This window comes from Psychrobacter sp. FDAARGOS_221, assembly GCF_002313155.2.
Lineage (GTDB): Bacteria > Pseudomonadota > Gammaproteobacteria > Pseudomonadales > Moraxellaceae > Psychrobacter.
The window spans coordinates 1,234,250-1,252,419 of the sequence record NZ_NWFK02000001.1; the positions used below are offsets into that span (position 1 = coordinate 1,234,250).

Sequence of the window (18,170 nt, forward strand, 5' to 3'; positions counted from 1 at the left end):
ATGTTAAAAACATGAATCTAAACAGCTACTGAGGTTCTTTTATTAGCAGTTAAACTACTAGAATCGAGTCTATTTAATCGGACATAAAACGTCCGAAATCAAATATTAGTCACGATCAACTAGTTCAACATATGCCATTGGTGCATTATCACCATCACGATTGCCACATTTGATGATACGTAAGTATCCACCTGGACGATCTTGATAACGTGGTGCTAGTGTACCAAATAATTTGCCAACCATATCTTTATTGCGCATACGGCTGAAAGCCAAACGGCGGTTAGCAACTGAATCTTCTTTTGCCAAAGTAATTAAAGGCTCAGCTACACGGCGCAGCTCTTTTGCTTTTGGTAATGTTGTTTTGATCAGTTCATGTTCAAACAAAGAGTTTGTCATGTTCTGGAACATTGCCTTACGATGGCTGCCGGTGCGACCCAGCTTAACTCCACTCTTACGATGTCGCATGGTCAAATATCCTTTATAGTTTAACGGCTACGATAAGAAAAACGATCATCAACACGTAGATCTGCTGGTGGCCAGTTTTCTAGGCGCATATCCAACTCAAGACCTTTAGACGCTAATACGTCTTTAATTTCGGTTAATGATTTCTTACCAAGGTTTGGTGTTTTCAGTAGTTCAGTTTCTGAACGCTGTACCAAATCGCCGATATAGTAAATGTTTTCAGCTTTTAAACAGTTTGCTGAGCGAACCGTTAGTTCAAGGTCATCCACTGGACGTAATAGTACAGGGTCAACCTCTTCTTTTTCTTTCACAGGCTCTGGCGCTTCTTCTGCTTCTAAATCTACGAAAATCGAGATTTGTTGCTGCAAAATAGTTGCTGCTTTGCGAATGGCTTCTTCAGGATCGATCGTACCATTGGTTTCAAGTTCAATGATTAGACGGTCTAAATCCGTACGCTGTTCAACACGAGCATTTTCAACTTGATAAGCAACACGTGAAACAGGGCTAAAGCTGGCGTCTAGTTTCAAACGACCAATTGCTTTAGTATCACCATCTTCACGGCGTAGGTTAGCAGGCTCATAACCACGGCCCATAACCACACGTAAGCGCATTTTTAAATGACCACGCTCACCAAGTGTGCCTAGTACCAAATCAGGGTTAACAATTTCAACATTATGTGGCAGTTCAATATCTGCCGCAGTGATGATGCCAGGACCTTTTTTGTCTAGTGTTAAAAACACTTCATTTTGATCGTGCATTGTAATCGCAAGACCTTTTAAATTTAATAATAAATCTAAAACGTCTTCTTGCAGACCTTCAAGTGTAGAATATTCATGATCCACACCTTCAATTTCTGCTTCAATAACGGCTGCACCAGGCAATGAAGATAAAAGAATGCGACGCAGGGCATTACCTAAGGTATGCCCAAAGCCGCGTTCTAACGGCTCGAGCGTGACTTTTGCATTGGTTTCATCAACCGCATCCACATTAATGGCATTAGGGGTCAGAAACTCGGTAGCATTAAGCATCATATTGTCACCTCGATTAGTTAATCAAATTATTGTTAGCGATTATTTAGAATACAATTCAACGATTAAGCTTTCGGTGATTTCTGCAGGTAGATCAATACGATCTGGCGCTTGCTTAAATGTACCTTGCATTTTGCTATGATCAACATCTAACCACTCAGGGATACCGCGTTGAGTAGCTAATTCAATAGCATTCTTAATACGTAACTGTTCTTTCGCTTTTTCATGGATAGCGATAACATCACCATCTTGAACTTGGATAGATGGAATGTTCACACGAACAAACTCATCACGACCAGCTCTTTTTAGCATAACGGCACGATGGCTGACTAACTGACGTGCTTCAGCACGAGTTGAGCCAAAGCCCATACGATAAACAACGTTATCTAAACGGCGCTCTAGCATTTGCAATAGGTTTTCACCAGTTGCACCGCGAGCACGTGCAGATTCTTTATAGTAGTTAGCAAACTGACGCTCTAATACGCCATACATACGCTTAACTTTTTGTTTTTCACGTAGCTGTAATGAGTATTCAGACGCTTTGTTGCGTGTATTGCCATGCTGACCAGGTACGCGACCTGCTTTTTTAGTTTTAACGTCATAAGGTTTAACACCTGATTTTAATTGTAAATCAGTACCTTCACGACGCGACAACTTTAATTTTGGACCTATATAACGGGCCATGCTTGTGTCTCCTTGAGTTACGTCTTAATAGTAACTTGTAACGGTAGTTTCGTCTTAATTCACACACCGTACTACCGCTATATAATTAAATAGGGTTATATAGCGACATATACGGCAACAATAGTTATACGCGACGCTTTTTAGGCGGACGGCAACCGTTGTGTGGGATTGGGGTTACATCAGATATGCTGTTAATTTTATAACCTAATGCACCTAAGGCTCTTACCGCAGACTCACGACCCGGTCCTGGACCTTTAACCAGAACATCGACATTCTTAACACCATAAGTTTCTTGAGCTGCTTTACCAGCAACTTCTGCTGCAACCTGAGCTGCGAATGGTGTTGATTTACGTGAACCACGGAAGCCTTGTCCACCTGAGGTGGCCCAAGCCAATGCATTACCTTGACGATCAGTAATCGTTACAATGGTGTTATTAAAAGACGCATGAATGTGGGCTACGCCCTCGGATACCGAACGACGTGCCGTTTTTTTACGACCACGGGTGTCTTTTGCCATCTTTTAGCTTCCTAAGTTAATTATCTTTTAATTGAACGAATCGGACCCTTACGAGTACGAGCGTTATTCTTCGTGTTTTGACCTCTTACAGGTAAGTTACGACGGTGGCGAATACCACGGTAACAACCTAAGTCGACCAAACGTTTAATATTCATTGAAACTTCACGACGAAGGTCACCTTCAACCATGTAGTTACCAATTTGTGCACGGATAGCATCAAGCTGCGTGTCATCTAATTGACTGATTTTAGTCGTAGGCTCAATACCAACCGCTTCTAAGATTTGCTTAGCGGTAGTACGACCAATACCAAAAATATAAGTCAATGAAATCACTGCATGCTTGTTATCCGGGATGTTGACGCCGGCAATACGAGCCATTGATTTCTCTCCAGTTATGAAAAATGAGCCTAACTGACCTTATATATCGCTGATTAACAATAGTCAGAACTTAATCAAAATATTGCTAACGACCTTTGGTCTTAGACTTATGTTTCAGATTTTGCCATTTGCATTAATAGTTAAACTAGTTTACAAACGACGGCAAGTGGCGGATGATAACTCATCCGCCTTAATAATTCAAGTATAACCTTAAAATTTGTTGCTAAAAATTACATTTAGCACAAATTTAAAAATTAACCTTGACGCTGTTTATGACGTGGTTCTGCTTTGCAGATAACATGTACTTTACCTTTACGGCGTACAACTTTGCAGCTACCACAGATCTTTTTTACAGATGCTTGAACTTTCATAATATTCTCCTGTTGAGCAGACACTAATTGATAAGCGTTAAACCTATTTAATCAACGTCTGATCATGATATTGATGTGTCATTAAGTGAGCCTGCAACTGGGATATGAAGTCCATTACTACGACTACCATAATTAACAGTGAGGTTCCACCTAAATGGAAAGGTATGCCAAATGAAGACTGTAATAGCATCGGCATTAAACAGATCACTGTCATATAAATAGCACCAATAAATGTAAGGCGATTTAATACATGATCTAAATAACGCTGTGTTTGTAATCCTGGTCTAATACCTGGGATATAAGCACCACTACGCTTCAAGTTCTCTGCTACTTCACGCGGACTAAATACTAACGCGGTATAAAAATAACAGAAGAAAATAATCATCGCACCGAACAACACAAGATAAAGTGGTTGGCCTGGTGCCAAAACTAGTGACATTGTTTGTAAGAATTGCTCCCACATGCTTGGATCTGCGGAACTACCTACCCACTGACCTAAACTGGCTGGAAACATCAACAAAGCACTGGCAAAAATGGCAGGAATAACCCCAGCCATGTTAATTTTTAGCGGCAAATGCGATTGTTGGTTGGCATAAACCTTACGCCCTAGTTGCTGTTTTTGTGCATAGTTGACTGGAATACGACGTTGCGCTCTTTCAATAAACACAATACCTGCAGTCACTGCGATACCTAACACAGCAAATATCAACAGGATAATCAAACTTTGAGGGTTGGTCTTAACCATCTCAAATGATTGACCTAACATGCTTGGGACGCTAGAAACAATACTGGCAAAAATCAGCATTGAAATCCCGTTACCAACACCGCGCTCTGTAATTTGCTCGCCTAGCCACATCAAGAACATGGCACCTGCTACAAGCGAACTTACAGCAGGAATGTAAAATGTTAGCCCTGATGACAGGGTTAGGTTTTGACTGATTAATCCAGTACACATAAATATGGCTTGGATAGATGCCAAAAAGAGAGTGCCTTGGCGCGTATACTTATTCAGTTTACGACGACCCGCCTCACCCTCTTTTTTTAGTGCTTCTAATGATGGCAATACTGCAGACATCATTTGCACAATAATCGAAGCAGAGATGTACGGCATAATACCGAGTGCCATGATAGACATTCGCTCTAATGCACCACCTGAGAACATGTTAAACATACTCAGGATGGTGTTTTCATTACGCGAGAACAGCTCTGCTAAGCTGACTGGATTAATCCCAGGTACAGGAATATGTGAACCCAAACGGTAAACAACCAACGCCCCTATTAAAAACAATAAGCGATTCCAAAGCTCATCATACTTACGAATAAAGACGAGTGGATTCAATGGAATAGCAGAGGTAGGGCCAGATTGCTTAGCCATTTAAATTACTCCTGTGTTTCCTCAACTGTGCCGCCAGCAGCTTCAATAGCAGCTTTAGCACCTTTGGTCACTTTAACACCTTTAAATGTATAAGCTTTCTTAATCTCGCCAGATAAGATGATACGCGCACGTTTCATGTCATGACGGATAATGTTTGCAGCTTTTAGCGTTTCAATGCTAACAACGTCGCCATCAATCTTGTTTAATTCTGATAGACGTACTTCAGCCGTTGTTAATGCCATTTGACTGGTAAAACCAAACTTAGGCACGCGACGGAATAAAGGCATTTGACCACCTTCAAATCCACGACGGATGCTTGATCCTGAGCGTGATTTTTGACCTTTAACACCACGGCCACCTGTTTTACCAAGACCTGAACCAATACCACGGCCTTTACGATGTGCTGTTTTTTTAGCACCGATGCCTGGTGATAATTCGTTTAACTTAAGTCCCATTACGCTTCCTCCACTTTAACCATGTAATTGATGCGATTCACCATTCCACGGGTTGAAGGCGTGTCTTCAACTTCAACTGTGTGTCCAATACGGCGTAAACCAAGGCCTTTAAGACATGCTTTATGGCTCTTGAGGCGATGGGCACCAGATTTAATTTGAGTAACTTTCATTGTTTTCATCGTAACTCACCTACTATATATTCTAAAAAAATGGTTAGCCCAAGATTTCGTCTACAGATTTACCACGTTTTGCAGCCGCCTTTTCAGGTGACGACATATCACGTAAACCATTGAATGTTGCACGAACTACGTTAGTTGGGTTTGTTGAACCGTAACACTTAGTTAATACGTCTTCAACACCAGCTGATTCTAGTACCGCACGTACAGCACCACCGGCAATTACACCAGTACCTTCGTTAGCAGGCTGCATGTATACTTTACTAGCACCATGACGAGCTACGATTGGATGTTGTAAGGTAACACCATCAAGATCAACTGTGATCATATTACGTTTAGCAGCTTCAAGTGCTTTTTGGATTGCAGCTGGCACTTCACGAGCTTTACCACGTCCAAAACCAACACGGCCATTACCATCACCAACAACTGTTAATGCGGTGAATGAGAAAATACGACCACCTTTTACTACTTTCGATACACGGTCAACAGAAACTAACTTTTCTACTAAACCGTCATTTTGTTCTACTTTAGCCATGATTAAAACTCCAATCCATTTTCACGAGCGGCTTCTGCTAATGCTTTAACACGACCGTGATATTTAAAACCACTACGGTCGAAAGCGACTTTAGTGATGCCAGCAGATTTTCCACGTTCAGCGATAAGTTGACCTACAGCTTTTGCAGCTTCAACGTTACCAGTAGCGCCAGAGCGTAAAGTGCTGTCAAGCGTTGATGCTTGAGCCAATACTTCTCCGCCAGTTGGAGAAATGATCTGAGCATAAATATGGCGTGGAGTACGGTTAACTACTAACCGATGCACACCCAAGTAGCGGATGTGGGCACGTGTTTTTTTAGCTCGACGTAAGCGAGCAGCTTTTTTATCAAACATGTCATTTCACCTTATTTTTTCTTAGCTTCTTTACGAACCACATGCTCGTCACTATAACGAATACCTTTACCTTTATATGGCTCAGGCGGACGATATCCACGGATTTTCGCAGCAGCTTGACCCAAAGCCTGCTTATCGTTAGATTTTAAAACGATTTCAGTTTGGCTTGGAGTTTCGGCAGTAACGCCTTCTGGAAGTGTATATTCAACTGGATGTGAGTAACCAACGTGTAGGGTTACTTTGTTACCAGCAACTTGTGCACGGTAACCAACACCAATCAGTTGTAATTTTCTTTCGAAGCCTTCAGAAACACCGATAACAAAGTTGTTCAAAGTAGAACGCATTGTACCAGTGTGCATCCAAGCATCTTTTGAGTCAGAAACAGGTGATAAGATCAGTTGATCATCTTCTTGTTTTAGCTCGACCAAATCATGCAGGCGTAAAGACATCGTACCTTTGCTGCCTTTAACTTCAACCTGCTGACCGTTCAAAGTAACACTTACGCCCTTAGGCAGTGCTACTGGGGCTTTAGCCACACGAGACATAGGGTAGTTCCTTAATAAGATAAATCTTAATAACAAATAAATAACGAATGATTATGAAAAAATTAACAGGCACTAGGCCTGTTAATTTAAATAATCAGCTCTATATTACTCAAGCTTTTTATTACTATACCACTCAGTGGTCATAGGCCTAAATAAAGGCGCCTATTATAACTGATAATTAAGGTATTAAAAAGTTAAATAATACAAATATTGGTTTAGTGGTTAACTAATTAAACTAAATTTAATTAATATTAAGCCACAAATGCGATGATTTCGCCGCCAATACCAGCTTTACGTGCAGCACGATCACTCATGATACCCTGGCTAGTAGAAACGATTGCAACGCCTAAACCTTGCTGAACCGATGGGATTGTGTCTTTACCGCGGTATTGACGTAATCCTGGACGGCTATAGCGTTTTAGTACTTCAATAACAGGCTTGCCTTCGAAGTATTTTAATTCAATGCTTAATGTCGCTTTGCCATTGGCTTCATCTGTAACTTCTGCTGAAGCGATGTAACCTTCGTCTACTAGTAAGTCAGCAATTGATTTACGTAGTTTTGAACTTGGCATAGACACTGAAACTTTACGTGCCATTTGTGCGTTACGGATACGGGTTAGCATATCAGCAACTGTATCTTGCATACTCATAGTATTACTCCCTTACCAACTAGCTTTACGAACGCCTGGAACATCACCCTGCATTACGCGCTCGCGTAAAATGTTACGTGATAGACCAAACTTACGGAAGTAACCATGAGGACGGCCAGTAACACCACAACGGTTACGTAGTCTTACTGGAGACGAGTTACGTGGCAGTGCTTGAAGTTCAAGAATGGCGTCCATTCTTTCTTCGTCACTTGCGTTAATGTCACTAATGATTGCTTTAAGCTTTGCACGCTTCTCAGCATACTTAGCAACCATTTTCTCGCGTTTTAATTCGCGATTAATCATGCTCTTTTTTGCCATAATGCTTTAAATCCTATTTGAATGGGAAGCCGAATGCTTTAAGCAGTGCGCGACCCTGCTCGTCATCTTGAGCAGACGTCGTGATAGTGATATCAAGCCCACGAAGACGATCAATCTTATCATAATCAACTTCTGGGAAAACGATTTGCTCTTTAATACCTAAAGAGTAGTTACCACGACCATCGAATGCTTTTGGTGAAAAACCACGGAAGTCACGGATACGTGGGATAGCGATAGCAATGAGACGATCTAAAAACTCATACATTTGCTCGCCACGAAGCGTCACTTTGCAACCAATTGGCCACTCTTCACGAATTTTAAAGCCTGCGACAGATTTACGAGCTTTAGTAATTACCGGCTTTTGACCTGCAATTGCAGTCATATCTGCTACGGCACCTTCTAAAAGCTTCTTATCTTGTGAAGCACCGCCAACACCCATATTAAGAGTAATTTTGGTAATTTTTGGTACTTGCATGACGTTTTCTAAGCCCAGTTCTTCTTTGATCTGTTGCTTGTACTGGTCATTGTATAATGATTTTAATCTAGCCATTGCTATTACACCCTTAGTGTTTTACGCAGTCGCCACTACTTCACCGTTTGAACGATAGACACGCTGTTTGTTGCCGTTCTCGTCAAACTGATAAGTAACACGATCAGCTTTTTGGGTTTGCGCATTAAAAATTGCGACGTTTGAAATATGTAAAAATGCTTCTTGCTTAACGATGCCACCTTCAGCACCAGTCGCCACATTAGGCTTTTGGTGTTTGGTTACAATGTTAATGCCTTCAACTTTGATACGGTCATTTTTTACCGCTAGCACAGTGCCTTGTTTGCCTTTATCTTTACCAGCAATAACAATGACAGTGTCGCCTTTACGTAATTTAGACATGGGTTACCTCTACAGTACTTCTGGTGCTAGTGATACAATCTTCATGAATTGATCACCACGTAGTTCACGAGTTACCGGCCCAAAGATACGAGTGGCAATCGGGGCTTTGTTCTGGTTAAGCAACACAGCAGCGTTATCGTCAAAACGAAGTACTGAACCATCTGGACGACGTACACCTTTTTTGGTACGTACAACCACAGCATTCATTACATCGCCTTTCTTAACACGACCACGTGGTATTGCTTCTTTCACAGATACTTTAATGATGTCGCCGACAGATGCATAACGGCGATGTGAACCGCCTAGAACCTTAATACACTGAACGCGTCGTGCACCACTATTATCTGCAACTTCCAGAATTGTTTCAGTCTGAATCATTGCGTTACTCCAATAATATGCAAAAGGCAATAATAATATGAATGAGCCACTTCATGTGATCAAAATCACATGAAGCAGTCACTTACCTGGTATAAGACCACAAGGGGGCGTATTTTACCAGTAATTATAACCAATTGCAATTTGCTTATATTTTTTTAGCTTTCTCAACAACGTCTAACAACTTCCAAGACTTAGTCTTAGAGATAGGACGGGTTTCAACAATGCGAACCACATCCCCTTCGTTACAAACGTTATCTTCGTCATGGGCTTTAATTTTTGTAGAACGACGGATTTGTTTGCCATACAGTGGGTGACGAACTTTACGTTCGATTAATACTGTAATTGACTTGTCCATCTTGTTACTGACAACCTTACCAGTAACAATACCTACATCTGTGCCCGATTGTTCGGTTTGTTGAATATCGTCACTCATTAGGCGCCTCTTTGTTTTTCATTAATCAAAGTCTTGATTTGAGCGATCGCGCGGCGATTAGCTCGGACTTCGTGTGTGCTACCTAGTTGACCGGTGGCTTTAGCCATACGAAGACGAAATGCATCAAGTTGCTTCTCATCTAGTAATCCAGTCAGCTCTTCTACTGATTTTTCGCGTAATTCACTGATCTTCATTACATTATCGTCCGCTTAACAATGGTAGTTTTGAAGGGAAGTTTTGCAGCTGCAAGCGTAAATGCTTCGCGTGCTAGTTGCTCAGATACACCTTCGATCTCATAAAGCATTTTACCTGGTTTGATTTCGCATACCCAGTACTCAACAGGACCTTTACCTTTACCCATACGAACTTCTAATGGTTTGTTAGTAATTGGTTTGTCAGGGAATACACGGATCCAGATCTTACCACCGCGCTTAACCTTACGAGTAATAGTACGACGAGCCGCTTCAATTTGACGTGCAGTCATACGACCACGACCAACTGATTTTAGGCCAAACTGACCAAATGCAACGGTGCTACCACGATGTGCTAAACCCGTGTTACGCCCCTTATGCATTTTACGAAATTTGGTACGTTTTGGTTGTAACATAGCTTAACCTCTATCTGTGTTTGCTCTGTCTGAATTGCGACGGTTTCCACGGCCGCGGCGTTTTGGCGCACGAGATTTGTCTTCTTTAGGAGGATTATAAACGCTATCCATACCATCTAGAATCTCACCACGGAAAATCCATACTTTAACACCGATGGTTCCGTAAGTAGTCTCTGCACGAACTGATGCATAGTCAATGTCAGCACGTAGTGTATGTAAAGGTACACGACCTTCACGATACCACTCAGTACGAGCAATCTCTGCACCACCTAAACGACCAGACAGTTCAACTTTAATACCTTGAGCCCCAGAACGCATGCTGTTTTGTACGGCGCGCTTCATCGCACGACGGAACATAACACGGCGCTCTAACTGGCTAGCGATACCTTCAGCAACTAGACGAGCATCTAAATCTGGAGAAGTAATTTCTTCGATATTAACCTGAGCTGGTACGCCCATCATTTTGGTTAATTCTTTTTGTAGCTTCTCAATATCTTCGCCTTTTTTACCAATAACGATACCTGGGCGAGCCGTTGAAATTGTGATCTTAGCAGCGCCAGTAGGACGCTCGATCATAATGTGGCTTACCATAGCATTGTCTAACTTCTTACGAAGATAGTCACGTACTTGAAGGTCATTTAGTAGGTATTCAGAATACTGTTTTGGGTCTGCATACCAGTTAGCGTTGTGTTTTTTTACAACGCCAAGACGAATTCCGATTGGATGTACTTTTTGTCCCATGAATTATTCTCCTACCTTAACAGTGATGTGACAGGTACGTTTACTGATACGATCAGCACGACCCTTTGCACGTGGTAGGATACGCTTTAGCGTGATGCCTTCATCCACATAGATAGTTGATACTTTAAGTGTATCAATATCTAAACCGTGGTTGTGTTCAGCATTGGCGATAGCAGATTCAAGACATTTCTTAACGAATACTGCGCCTTTTTTGTTGCTAAACGCAAGGATATCCAAAGCACGCTCAATAGACTTACCACGGACTTCATCAGCGACAAGTCGAACTTTTTGTGCCGAAATGGCGGCACCGCGTAATTTTGCAGTTACTTCCATAGTGAGCACCTTATTTTTTTGCTTTCTTGTCAATGCCATGACCGCGGTATGTGCGAGTCGGGGCAAATTCACCTAGTTTATGGCCAACCATTTGCTCACTGATAATAACCGGTACATGAGTACGGCCATTGTGAACTGAAAGAGTTAGACCAACCATTTGTGGTAAAATCATCGAGCGACGTGACCAAGTTTTAATTGGCTTGCGTGAGTTAGACTCAACAGCTTTTTCTACTTTGGCAAACAGATGCGCATCAATGAATGGACCTTTTTTCAATGAACGAGGCATGAAATTTTCCTTTATTTCTTCTTGGCGCGACGGCGACGGATGATCATATTGTCAGTACGCTTATTGTGACGCGTTTTAAGACCTTTGGTCTTCTGACCCCATGGCGTAGTTGGATGTTTACCCATTGTACGACCTTCACCACCACCGTGTGGGTGATCGATTGGGTTCATCGCAGTACCGCGAGTCTGTGGACGAACGCCACGCCAACGTGCTGCACCTGCTTTACCAAGTGATTTTAGGTTGTTTTCAGAGTTCGAAACTTCACCAATAACGGCACGGCAGTTAATGTGTACGCGGCGAGTTTCACCTGAACGTAGACGTATAATTGCGTAGATACCTTCTTTACCTAGTAACTGAACTGATGCACCAGCTGAACGAGCAAGTTGCGCGCCTTTACCGATTTTAAGTTCGATGTTACTAATAGTAGTACCCAATGGGATATTTTTAAGAGGTAAGCAGTTACCTGGACGAATCGGAGAAGATTCACCTGATAATACTGTGTCACCAACTTGCAATTTTTTTGGAGCAATAATATAGCGACGCTCACCATCAGCGTACTTAAGAAGAGCAATATGCGCAGAACGGTTTGGATCGTATTCGATACGCTCTACCGTTGCTGGGATATTGTCTTTCGTACGTTTGAAGTCGATAATACGATAGTGTTGCTTATGTCCACCACCAATGTGACGTGATGTAATACGACCATTGTTATTACGACCACCTGATCTACCTTGTGCTTCAACAAGTGGGGCATGCGGACGACCTTTGTAAAGGTGTGGATGCACCACTTTTTCAACAAAACGGCGACCTGGTGATGTTGGCTTTGCTTTTACGATAGGCATGATTTGTATCCTTATTCGTTGTTCGCTGTTTCGCTAGTAGATGCTGCATTATCTGCAACGTCTTCACCAGCATCAGCCATTTGTACATCTTGACCAGCTTTTAAAGTCACATAGGCCTTTTTAAAGTCATTACGACGGCCAATAGTGCGACCAAAGCGCTTTGTTTTACCTTTAACATTTAAGGTGTTAACTTTAGTAACTTCCACACCTTCAAACATTAACTCGACTGCTTTTTTGATTTCACGCTTTGTGGCATTGCTATCAACTTTAAATACTTGAACACCTAGCGAGTCACCTAGCAGCTGAGATTTTTCTGAGAACACAGGCCCTTTTAAGACCTGATAAAGTCTTGCGTTATTCATGCTAGTGCTTCCTCAAATTGTTTCGCTGCGTCAACAGACATGATGACTTTATCAAACGCAATCAAGCTAACTGGATCCACTTCTTTAGTGCCTAGAACATTCACATGTGGAATGTTGCGAGCAGCTAAGTATAGATTCTCATCAACTTCATTGGTCACGATTAATGCTCTCGGAGCATTAAGATCTGCCAATTTGCTAATTAGTTCTTTAGTCTTTGGCGCTGATACAGTGATTTCATCAACTAGAATTAGACGATCTTGACGTACTAATTCAGCTAGGATGCACTGCATTGCACCGCGGTACATTTTACGGTTCACTTTTTGTGACCAATCTTGTGGTTTTGCAGCGAATGCTCGACCACCACTGCGCCAGATAGGGCTACGAATAGAGCCTGCACGTGCACGGCCAGTACCTTTTTGGCGCCATGGTTTAATACCACCGCCAGAAACTTCAGCACGAGTTTTTTGTGCGCGGGTACCTTGACGTGCGCCTGCTAAATAAGCAGTGACGACCTGGTGAACGAGGGCTTCGTTGAATTCACGACCAAATGCCGTGTCAGACAGCTCAACCGCTGCGCCTGTAACAGTTTTTAAATTCACGTTAATCCCCTTGCTTAGGCTTTGATTGACGGACGTACGATGACATCGCCACCATTGGCACCTGGAAGGGCACCTTTAATGACGAGAAGACCTTTTTCAGCATCTACTGACACGATTTCAAGTCCTTGAACGGTAACTTGTTTGTTACCCATTTGCCCTGGCATTTTCTTACCTTTGAAAACTTTACCTGGGCTTTGGTTCTGACCTGTTGAACCCAATACGCGATGCGAAATTGAGTTACCGTGAGTAGCATCTTGCATACTAAAGTTATGACGTTTTACGCCACCTTGGAAGCCTTTACCTTTGCTTCGACCTGTTACATCAACAAGTTGCCCTGCTTCAAATAGGTCGGCAGTAATTTCGCCGCCAGCTTCACGTCCTTCTAGCTCTTCTTCTGTAACACGAAATTCCCATACACCACGGCCTGCTTTTACGCCGGCTTTAGCAAAGTGACCTTTTTGTGCTGCTGTTACGCGGCTGTCACGACGCTCACCTGTGGTGATCTGAATGGCTTGATAGCCGTCAGTGTCATTCGTTTTAATTTGAGTAATGCGGTTTGCATCGACCTCAACAACTGTTACAGGGATAGAAGCGCCTGTTTCAGTGAAGACACGGGTCATGCCGCATTTCTTACCGACTAAACCGATCGCCATGTTAAACCTCTTTATATCTTCAATTAATAGTTTGGGGTAATTTTTAAAAGTCGCGTTTTATTAATCATTACGCTTAATTTAAGACGCGCTTTTGATTAACCCAATGCGATTTGAACGTCTACACCAGCAGCCAAGTCCAATTTCATCAATGCGTCAACTGTTTTATCAGTTGGTTGCACGATGTCAAGCATACGCTTGTGAGTACGAATCTCGTACTGATCTCGCGCGTCTTTGTTGACGTGTGGCGAGGTTAGGACGTTGAAACGCTCTATGCGAGTAGGCAACGGTACAGGACCACAAACTTGCGCACCAGTGCGCTTTGCGGTATCGACAATCTCTTGTGCCGACTGATCGATCAATCTGTGATCAAAAGACTTTAGTCGGATACGGATTCTCTGGTTAGCCATGCCAGCAAGCTCCTAATAAATGGGTTTATCATTAATCACTACGTTATGTGGTGTTTAGATGATAAATAGCCGTTATATAATTGATTCATTTTTTGGTTAAATCGTGATTAAAATCACATCCAACAATATCAAAAAACAAAATAAGTTTAATCCTTGCCCACCATTTCCTTATAGGAAGGTAGCAAAGAGGTATGAAATTAGTGCCGAAAACGATGCTCCGGCTGTATTAACGTCAAGCTCTACAAGTACCAATGTAATTGACTGCGAACTACAAATTACGTTGCGGTTAATTACTGCACTTACTTGAAACGCTTTTATAAATTCAGTGGGATGTATTATACAGAGCTGACGACGAATTGCAAGGGTAATATGCAGTTTTTATGTCGTCGCCAGCGCTTATATGACGTAGGATTTACATTTCAATAACATTAAATTTGTTATTTATTTTGCCCTACTCTACTCTGATTTTTACCGATAATTAACTCACCCATCTTGTCTTAAAACAGACTTGAAACCAGTGATTCACTCATGCGGTTTAATCAGAATGGCTTAATTAAATAGTTAATAAGTCACTTAATCAAGCACAATATCGTACTGCTCTTGGGTATATAGGTTCTCAACTTCAAAAGTAATCACTCTACCCAACAAGTACTCTAAATCAGCTACCGTGTCAGCCTCTGTGGTTAACAATAAGTCAATCACTGATGCATGCGCCACCACGGTAAACTTCTTCGGTGAGTTATAAGTACGCGCACAGCGCATAATCTCACGGAAAATCTCAAAGCAGACAGTCTCAGCGGTCTTAATAAAGCCTTTACCGCCACAAGTATGGCAGGGCTCGCACAATTGCTGCTCAAGCGACTCTCGCGTACGCTTGCGCGTCATCTCGACTAATCCAAGCTCACTGACCTGAGTAATCTTAGTTTTGGCATAGTCCTGTGATAATTGGTGCTGCAAGCTCTCTAACACATCATCTTTGTGCTCTTGCTCTAGCATATCAATGAAATCAAGAATGATGATACCGCCTAGATTACGCAATCTAAGCTGTCTAGCAATGGCATGAGTGGCTTCTAGGTTGGTTTTGTATACCGTGTCCTCAAGCGAGCGACCGCCTACGAATGAGCCAGTGTTAACATCAATCGTGGTCATCGCTTCGGTTTGATCAATAATCAAGTAACCGCCTGATTTTAAATCTACCCGACGCTTTAACGCATCGCGCAAGTCCTCCTCTACCCGATGCACATCGAATAAAGGCTGCTCACCGGTATAGGCGATGATTCGAGGATGGATAAAAGGCACAAACTCTTTGGCAAACTGACGTACCTCGTTATACATCCCTTCATGATCAACAATGACCTTTTCAGTATCTGGATGTACCAAGTCTCGAATTGAGCGCAGTGGCAACGACAGCTCTTGATAAATCAATACCGCTGGTTGGCTACTGGTCGCTGAAACATCTTTGCGCGCTTGAATGGTGCGCCATAGCTGTACTAAGTAATAGATATCTTCTTCAAGCTTAACCACAGGCACACGCTCGGCTGCCGTCCTAGCAATCAGACCACCGGTTAGATTGACGGTTTGCATCAGCTCTGATAATTCAGTCTTAAGGCGCAAGCGCTCTTCTTCATTATCAATACGCTGTGAAATACCGATATGTTCACTCGATGGCAAATATACCAAATAGCGTGACGGCAGCGAGATATTGGTTGTCAGTCTTGCGCCTTTGGTACCCAACTGATCTTTAGTAACTTGCACTAAGATTTTTTGACCTTCTTGCAGACGATACTGAATCAGTTCATGACGTGGCGGGTCAATCACTTGTCGTTCTTTATTGGGCTGCGGCTTACTGTCAGCCTGAGTGATGGCATTACCCACAATATCAGGCGAAGCATCATCGGTTGTGGCCTCGCTTGCCCGATTGTCTCTAAGACTATGCTCGAGATTATCAGCCTCATCGGTCATTGCAGATTGCTTTTCACCTAACCCCTGCTCTGACATATTGTTTGAAGGGCTGTTTGAGACAGCACGATGCGGCGCATCTTGATTGGTTTGCTGGTTATTTAAACCTAAGTTTTGTGCTTGTGAATCACTGCCTGAGTCGGCTGTGGTATTTTGCTGACTAGAGTCATTAGCGTTGGTATCGGTTTTGGATTCGGTACTGGGATTTTCTGCAATGTGTTCACAGCGATCAACCGGCATACTGGTTAGCACGCTCGGTTCATGCTTGGTAATGTGACGCACAGGCGCAGTATTATTTTCTATACTCGGTGGGGTGGCGCGAGACGGACGGCGCATGTCATTGACATGTAAAAACGCAGTACGCGATTGGCCGATATCAACAAAAGCCGCTTGCATACCTGGTAACACACGTACCACAGTCCCTAAATATATATTGCCAACCAGACCTAACTTGTTATGACGCTCAATGTAAACTTCACTGGCCACACCGTTATTCAAAACAGCGACCCGAGACTCCATTGGGCTGACATTAATGAGTAGCTCTTCTGACATAGCAGACCTTTTTTATTTTTCAATAAGTTATTAAAGTAGTTTTTTTAAGTAATTTTTATAAATATAGCAATCTTAGAAGTCGTTATGATAACTGTAGCTGGTTTAGCTGATGTATTATACCTGACATTATTACATTGTTATTTTATCTGAACTCTCGACCTTATCTATAATCAAAGAATAAACAGATAAGAGATGAGGTCGTGAGTTAATAATGTCGTCAATTAATTGAATTAATATAGCTAACTAAGCTTAGCAAGGTTAACAGCATAACCGTTTAATAGTTAGTTTTAGATTTTCACTGATTATAGCAGTATAAGTACAAAGCGATATCAATAACAAGCTTATCCAGTAACCTTATGTAGCGACTTCAAAATAATGTTGGTCTGTTATGTCAGAGGAGCAAGCACTGTAGACTTTGATTTCAATTGGCTTGCGAAGGCTGTATTAAACTATGTGTTGCTGCATTTTATGAATCGCAGCAACCGTTTGCGCCAAAGGCAAGCCAACCACGTTAGAATAGCTGCCATTAATACGCTCAACCCACACCGAGCCTCTGCCTTGAATGGCATAACCACCTGCTTTATCTTGAGGTTCGCCGGTGTCCCAATACGCTTGCATCGCCTGCTCATCAAGCTCTATAAACTGCACTTGTGTCTTTTCTAACAATTGCTCTGAGGCGACAGTCTCACCCTGCTGATTAACTAAAGTCAGCTGCACAGCCGTCCAAATATTATGCTCAGTGCCAGACATTTGCTGCCACATGGCAAATGCATCTGCTTTATCCTTTGGCTTTACCAGAATATAGTGGTCATCGGCTAATACCCCGATGGTATCGGCTGTGATGATTAATCGTGATGAGTCGGCATCTTTATCCTGATTGGTGGCTTTTGTTTGATAGTGTTGACACGCTTGCTGCGCCTTAGTCTCGACCATACGTACGATATAGTCTTGCGGTTTCTCGTTAGGCAAAATGGTTTCATCGACATCGACTGACAACGTACTAAAATCAATCGCTGCTAACGCCAACAACTGATGACGTCGAGGTGAGGTAGACGCAAGAATTATATCCATAAAATATCTCTTGTTAGGGCAAACAAAGGATGCAAATCAAAGTAGGAATTTAATCAGGACAGCCAGTTAGTACTTTAGTCACGCAGTAAGCGTAATGCAGAAACACAGTGGGAATACATACGATACTTACTGGGGTAATAGCTAAATTTATATACTGGCAGCTTAATGTGTACAATGTATTAAGAAGCGTCAATGCAATACAGGACGCTAAA

Annotated in this window: 29 protein-coding genes and 1 pseudogene; all 30 read right to left on the reverse strand. The window is 42.3% G+C overall.

Features of this window, described 5'->3' with window-relative positions; all coding sequences use genetic code 11:
• Positions 1-105 precede the first annotated feature (105 nt).
• On the reverse strand, positions 106-465 hold the full coding sequence (gene rplQ / locus A6J60_RS05085; RefSeq protein WP_096065015.1) for a 50S ribosomal protein L17: 360 nt from the start codon (positions 463-465) through the stop codon (positions 106-108).
• A gap of 20 nt (positions 466-485) precedes the next feature.
• Positions 486-1,493: a DNA-directed RNA polymerase subunit alpha gene (locus A6J60_RS05090; RefSeq protein ID WP_096065016.1), complete on the reverse strand. Its 1,008-nt coding sequence runs from the start codon at positions 1,491-1,493 to the stop codon at positions 486-488.
• A 39-nt stretch (positions 1,494-1,532) separates the two neighbouring features.
• The gene (gene rpsD, locus A6J60_RS05095; RefSeq protein WP_096065017.1) at positions 1,533-2,174 is read right to left on the reverse strand and encodes a 30S ribosomal protein S4; all 642 of its coding nucleotides are present in this window, start codon (positions 2,172-2,174) and stop codon (positions 1,533-1,535) included.
• A gap of 124 nt (positions 2,175-2,298) precedes the next feature.
• Positions 2,299-2,691 (reverse strand): 30S ribosomal protein S11, encoded by a 393-nt coding sequence (rpsK, locus tag A6J60_RS05100; RefSeq protein WP_007394225.1) that lies wholly within the window; start codon positions 2,689-2,691, stop codon positions 2,299-2,301.
• Between the two features lie 20 nt (positions 2,692-2,711).
• A complete protein-coding gene (rpsM, locus tag A6J60_RS05105; RefSeq protein WP_096065018.1) occupies positions 2,712-3,068 on the reverse strand; it encodes a 30S ribosomal protein S13 in 357 nt (118 codons plus the stop codon).
• 254 nt (positions 3,069-3,322) lie between these two features.
• Positions 3,323-3,439 carry a 50S ribosomal protein L36 gene (gene rpmJ / locus A6J60_RS05110; RefSeq protein WP_007394227.1) on the reverse strand — a complete coding sequence of 39 codons (117 nt, stop codon included), beginning with the start codon at positions 3,437-3,439 and terminating at the stop codon, positions 3,323-3,325.
• Between the two features lie 43 nt (positions 3,440-3,482).
• Positions 3,483-4,814: a preprotein translocase subunit SecY gene (secY, locus tag A6J60_RS05115; protein ID WP_096065019.1), complete on the reverse strand. Its 1,332-nt coding sequence runs from the start codon at positions 4,812-4,814 to the stop codon at positions 3,483-3,485.
• Positions 4,815-4,819: 5 nt separating this feature from the next.
• On the reverse strand, positions 4,820-5,269 hold the full coding sequence (gene rplO, locus A6J60_RS05120; protein WP_096065020.1) for a 50S ribosomal protein L15: 450 nt from the start codon (positions 5,267-5,269) through the stop codon (positions 4,820-4,822).
• On the reverse strand, positions 5,269-5,448 hold the full coding sequence (gene rpmD / locus A6J60_RS05125; protein ID WP_019671651.1) for a 50S ribosomal protein L30: 180 nt from the start codon (positions 5,446-5,448) through the stop codon (positions 5,269-5,271). Before rpmD ends, rplO begins: the two co-directional genes overlap by 1 nt.
• A 34-nt stretch (positions 5,449-5,482) precedes the next feature.
• Positions 5,483-5,980: a 30S ribosomal protein S5 gene (rpsE, locus tag A6J60_RS05130; protein WP_019671650.1), complete on the reverse strand. Its 498-nt coding sequence runs from the start codon at positions 5,978-5,980 to the stop codon at positions 5,483-5,485.
• 2 nt (positions 5,981-5,982) lie between these two features.
• Complete coding sequence (gene rplR, locus A6J60_RS05135; RefSeq protein WP_096065021.1) at positions 5,983-6,333, reverse strand: 50S ribosomal protein L18; 351 nt, start codon at positions 6,331-6,333, stop codon at positions 5,983-5,985.
• An 11-nt stretch (positions 6,334-6,344) separates the two neighbouring features.
• Positions 6,345-6,878, reverse strand: a complete 534-nt coding sequence (gene rplF, locus A6J60_RS05140; protein ID WP_096065022.1) for a 50S ribosomal protein L6 — start codon at positions 6,876-6,878, stop codon at positions 6,345-6,347.
• 251 nt (positions 6,879-7,129) lie between these two features.
• A complete protein-coding gene (rpsH, locus tag A6J60_RS05145; RefSeq protein WP_096065023.1) occupies positions 7,130-7,528 on the reverse strand; it encodes a 30S ribosomal protein S8 in 399 nt (132 codons plus the stop codon).
• A gap of 12 nt (positions 7,529-7,540) precedes the next feature.
• Positions 7,541-7,846 (reverse strand): 30S ribosomal protein S14, encoded by a 306-nt coding sequence (rpsN, locus tag A6J60_RS05150; RefSeq protein WP_096065024.1) that lies wholly within the window; start codon positions 7,844-7,846, stop codon positions 7,541-7,543.
• A gap of 13 nt (positions 7,847-7,859) precedes the next feature.
• Entirely contained in the window at positions 7,860-8,396 is a 537-nt protein-coding gene (gene rplE / locus A6J60_RS05155; protein ID WP_019671645.1) for a 50S ribosomal protein L5, read from the reverse strand.
• 21 nt (positions 8,397-8,417) lie between these two features.
• Complete coding sequence (rplX, locus tag A6J60_RS05160; protein WP_096065025.1) at positions 8,418-8,735, reverse strand: 50S ribosomal protein L24; 318 nt, start codon at positions 8,733-8,735, stop codon at positions 8,418-8,420.
• A 9-nt stretch (positions 8,736-8,744) separates the two neighbouring features.
• Positions 8,745-9,113, reverse strand: a complete 369-nt coding sequence (rplN, locus tag A6J60_RS05165; RefSeq protein WP_007394238.1) for a 50S ribosomal protein L14 — start codon at positions 9,111-9,113, stop codon at positions 8,745-8,747.
• A gap of 145 nt (positions 9,114-9,258) precedes the next feature.
• Positions 9,259-9,546 (reverse strand): 30S ribosomal protein S17, encoded by a 288-nt coding sequence (gene rpsQ / locus A6J60_RS05170; protein WP_096065026.1) that lies wholly within the window; start codon positions 9,544-9,546, stop codon positions 9,259-9,261.
• Positions 9,546-9,740, reverse strand: a complete 195-nt coding sequence (gene rpmC, locus A6J60_RS05175) for a 50S ribosomal protein L29 (RefSeq protein WP_019671642.1) — start codon at positions 9,738-9,740, stop codon at positions 9,546-9,548. Before rpmC ends, rpsQ begins: the two co-directional genes overlap by 1 nt.
• Complete coding sequence (rplP, locus tag A6J60_RS05180; protein WP_019671641.1) at positions 9,740-10,153, reverse strand: 50S ribosomal protein L16; 414 nt, start codon at positions 10,151-10,153, stop codon at positions 9,740-9,742. The genes rpmC and rplP overlap by 1 nt, the downstream gene beginning before the upstream one ends.
• A pseudogene (gene rpsC, locus A6J60_RS05185) lies at positions 10,093-10,894 on the reverse strand (30S ribosomal protein S3). Before rpsC ends, rplP begins: the two are co-directional and overlap by 61 nt.
• Before the next feature lie 3 nt (positions 10,895-10,897).
• Complete coding sequence (gene rplV / locus A6J60_RS05190) at positions 10,898-11,227, reverse strand: 50S ribosomal protein L22 (protein WP_011959717.1); 330 nt, start codon at positions 11,225-11,227, stop codon at positions 10,898-10,900.
• 10 nt (positions 11,228-11,237) lie between these two features.
• Positions 11,238-11,513, reverse strand: a complete 276-nt coding sequence (gene rpsS, locus A6J60_RS05195; protein ID WP_096065028.1) for a 30S ribosomal protein S19 — start codon at positions 11,511-11,513, stop codon at positions 11,238-11,240.
• 11 nt (positions 11,514-11,524) lie between these two features.
• Positions 11,525-12,355, reverse strand: a complete 831-nt coding sequence (gene rplB / locus A6J60_RS05200; protein ID WP_096065029.1) for a 50S ribosomal protein L2 — start codon at positions 12,353-12,355, stop codon at positions 11,525-11,527.
• 11 nt (positions 12,356-12,366) lie between these two features.
• Positions 12,367-12,717, reverse strand: coding sequence for a 50S ribosomal protein L23 (gene rplW, locus A6J60_RS05205; protein WP_096065030.1), 351 nt, complete (start codon positions 12,715-12,717; stop codon positions 12,367-12,369).
• Positions 12,714-13,316, reverse strand: a complete 603-nt coding sequence (gene rplD, locus A6J60_RS05210; protein ID WP_096065031.1) for a 50S ribosomal protein L4 — start codon at positions 13,314-13,316, stop codon at positions 12,714-12,716. Before rplD ends, rplW begins: the two co-directional genes overlap by 4 nt.
• Positions 13,317-13,330: 14 nt before the next feature.
• The gene (gene rplC, locus A6J60_RS05215) at positions 13,331-13,969 is read right to left on the reverse strand and encodes a 50S ribosomal protein L3 (RefSeq protein ID WP_096065032.1); all 639 of its coding nucleotides are present in this window, start codon (positions 13,967-13,969) and stop codon (positions 13,331-13,333) included.
• A 95-nt stretch (positions 13,970-14,064) separates the two neighbouring features.
• Positions 14,065-14,376 carry a 30S ribosomal protein S10 gene (gene rpsJ / locus A6J60_RS05220; protein ID WP_007394248.1) on the reverse strand — a complete coding sequence of 104 codons (312 nt, stop codon included), beginning with the start codon at positions 14,374-14,376 and terminating at the stop codon, positions 14,065-14,067.
• A 573-nt stretch (positions 14,377-14,949) separates the two neighbouring features.
• A complete protein-coding gene (locus tag A6J60_RS05225) occupies positions 14,950-16,887 on the reverse strand; it encodes an Rne/Rng family ribonuclease (RefSeq protein WP_096065033.1) in 1,938 nt (645 codons plus the stop codon).
• 444 nt (positions 16,888-17,331) lie between these two features.
• The gene (locus tag A6J60_RS05230) at positions 17,332-17,958 is read right to left on the reverse strand and encodes a Maf family protein (RefSeq protein ID WP_096065034.1); all 627 of its coding nucleotides are present in this window, start codon (positions 17,956-17,958) and stop codon (positions 17,332-17,334) included.
• Positions 17,959-18,170 lie beyond the last annotated feature (212 nt).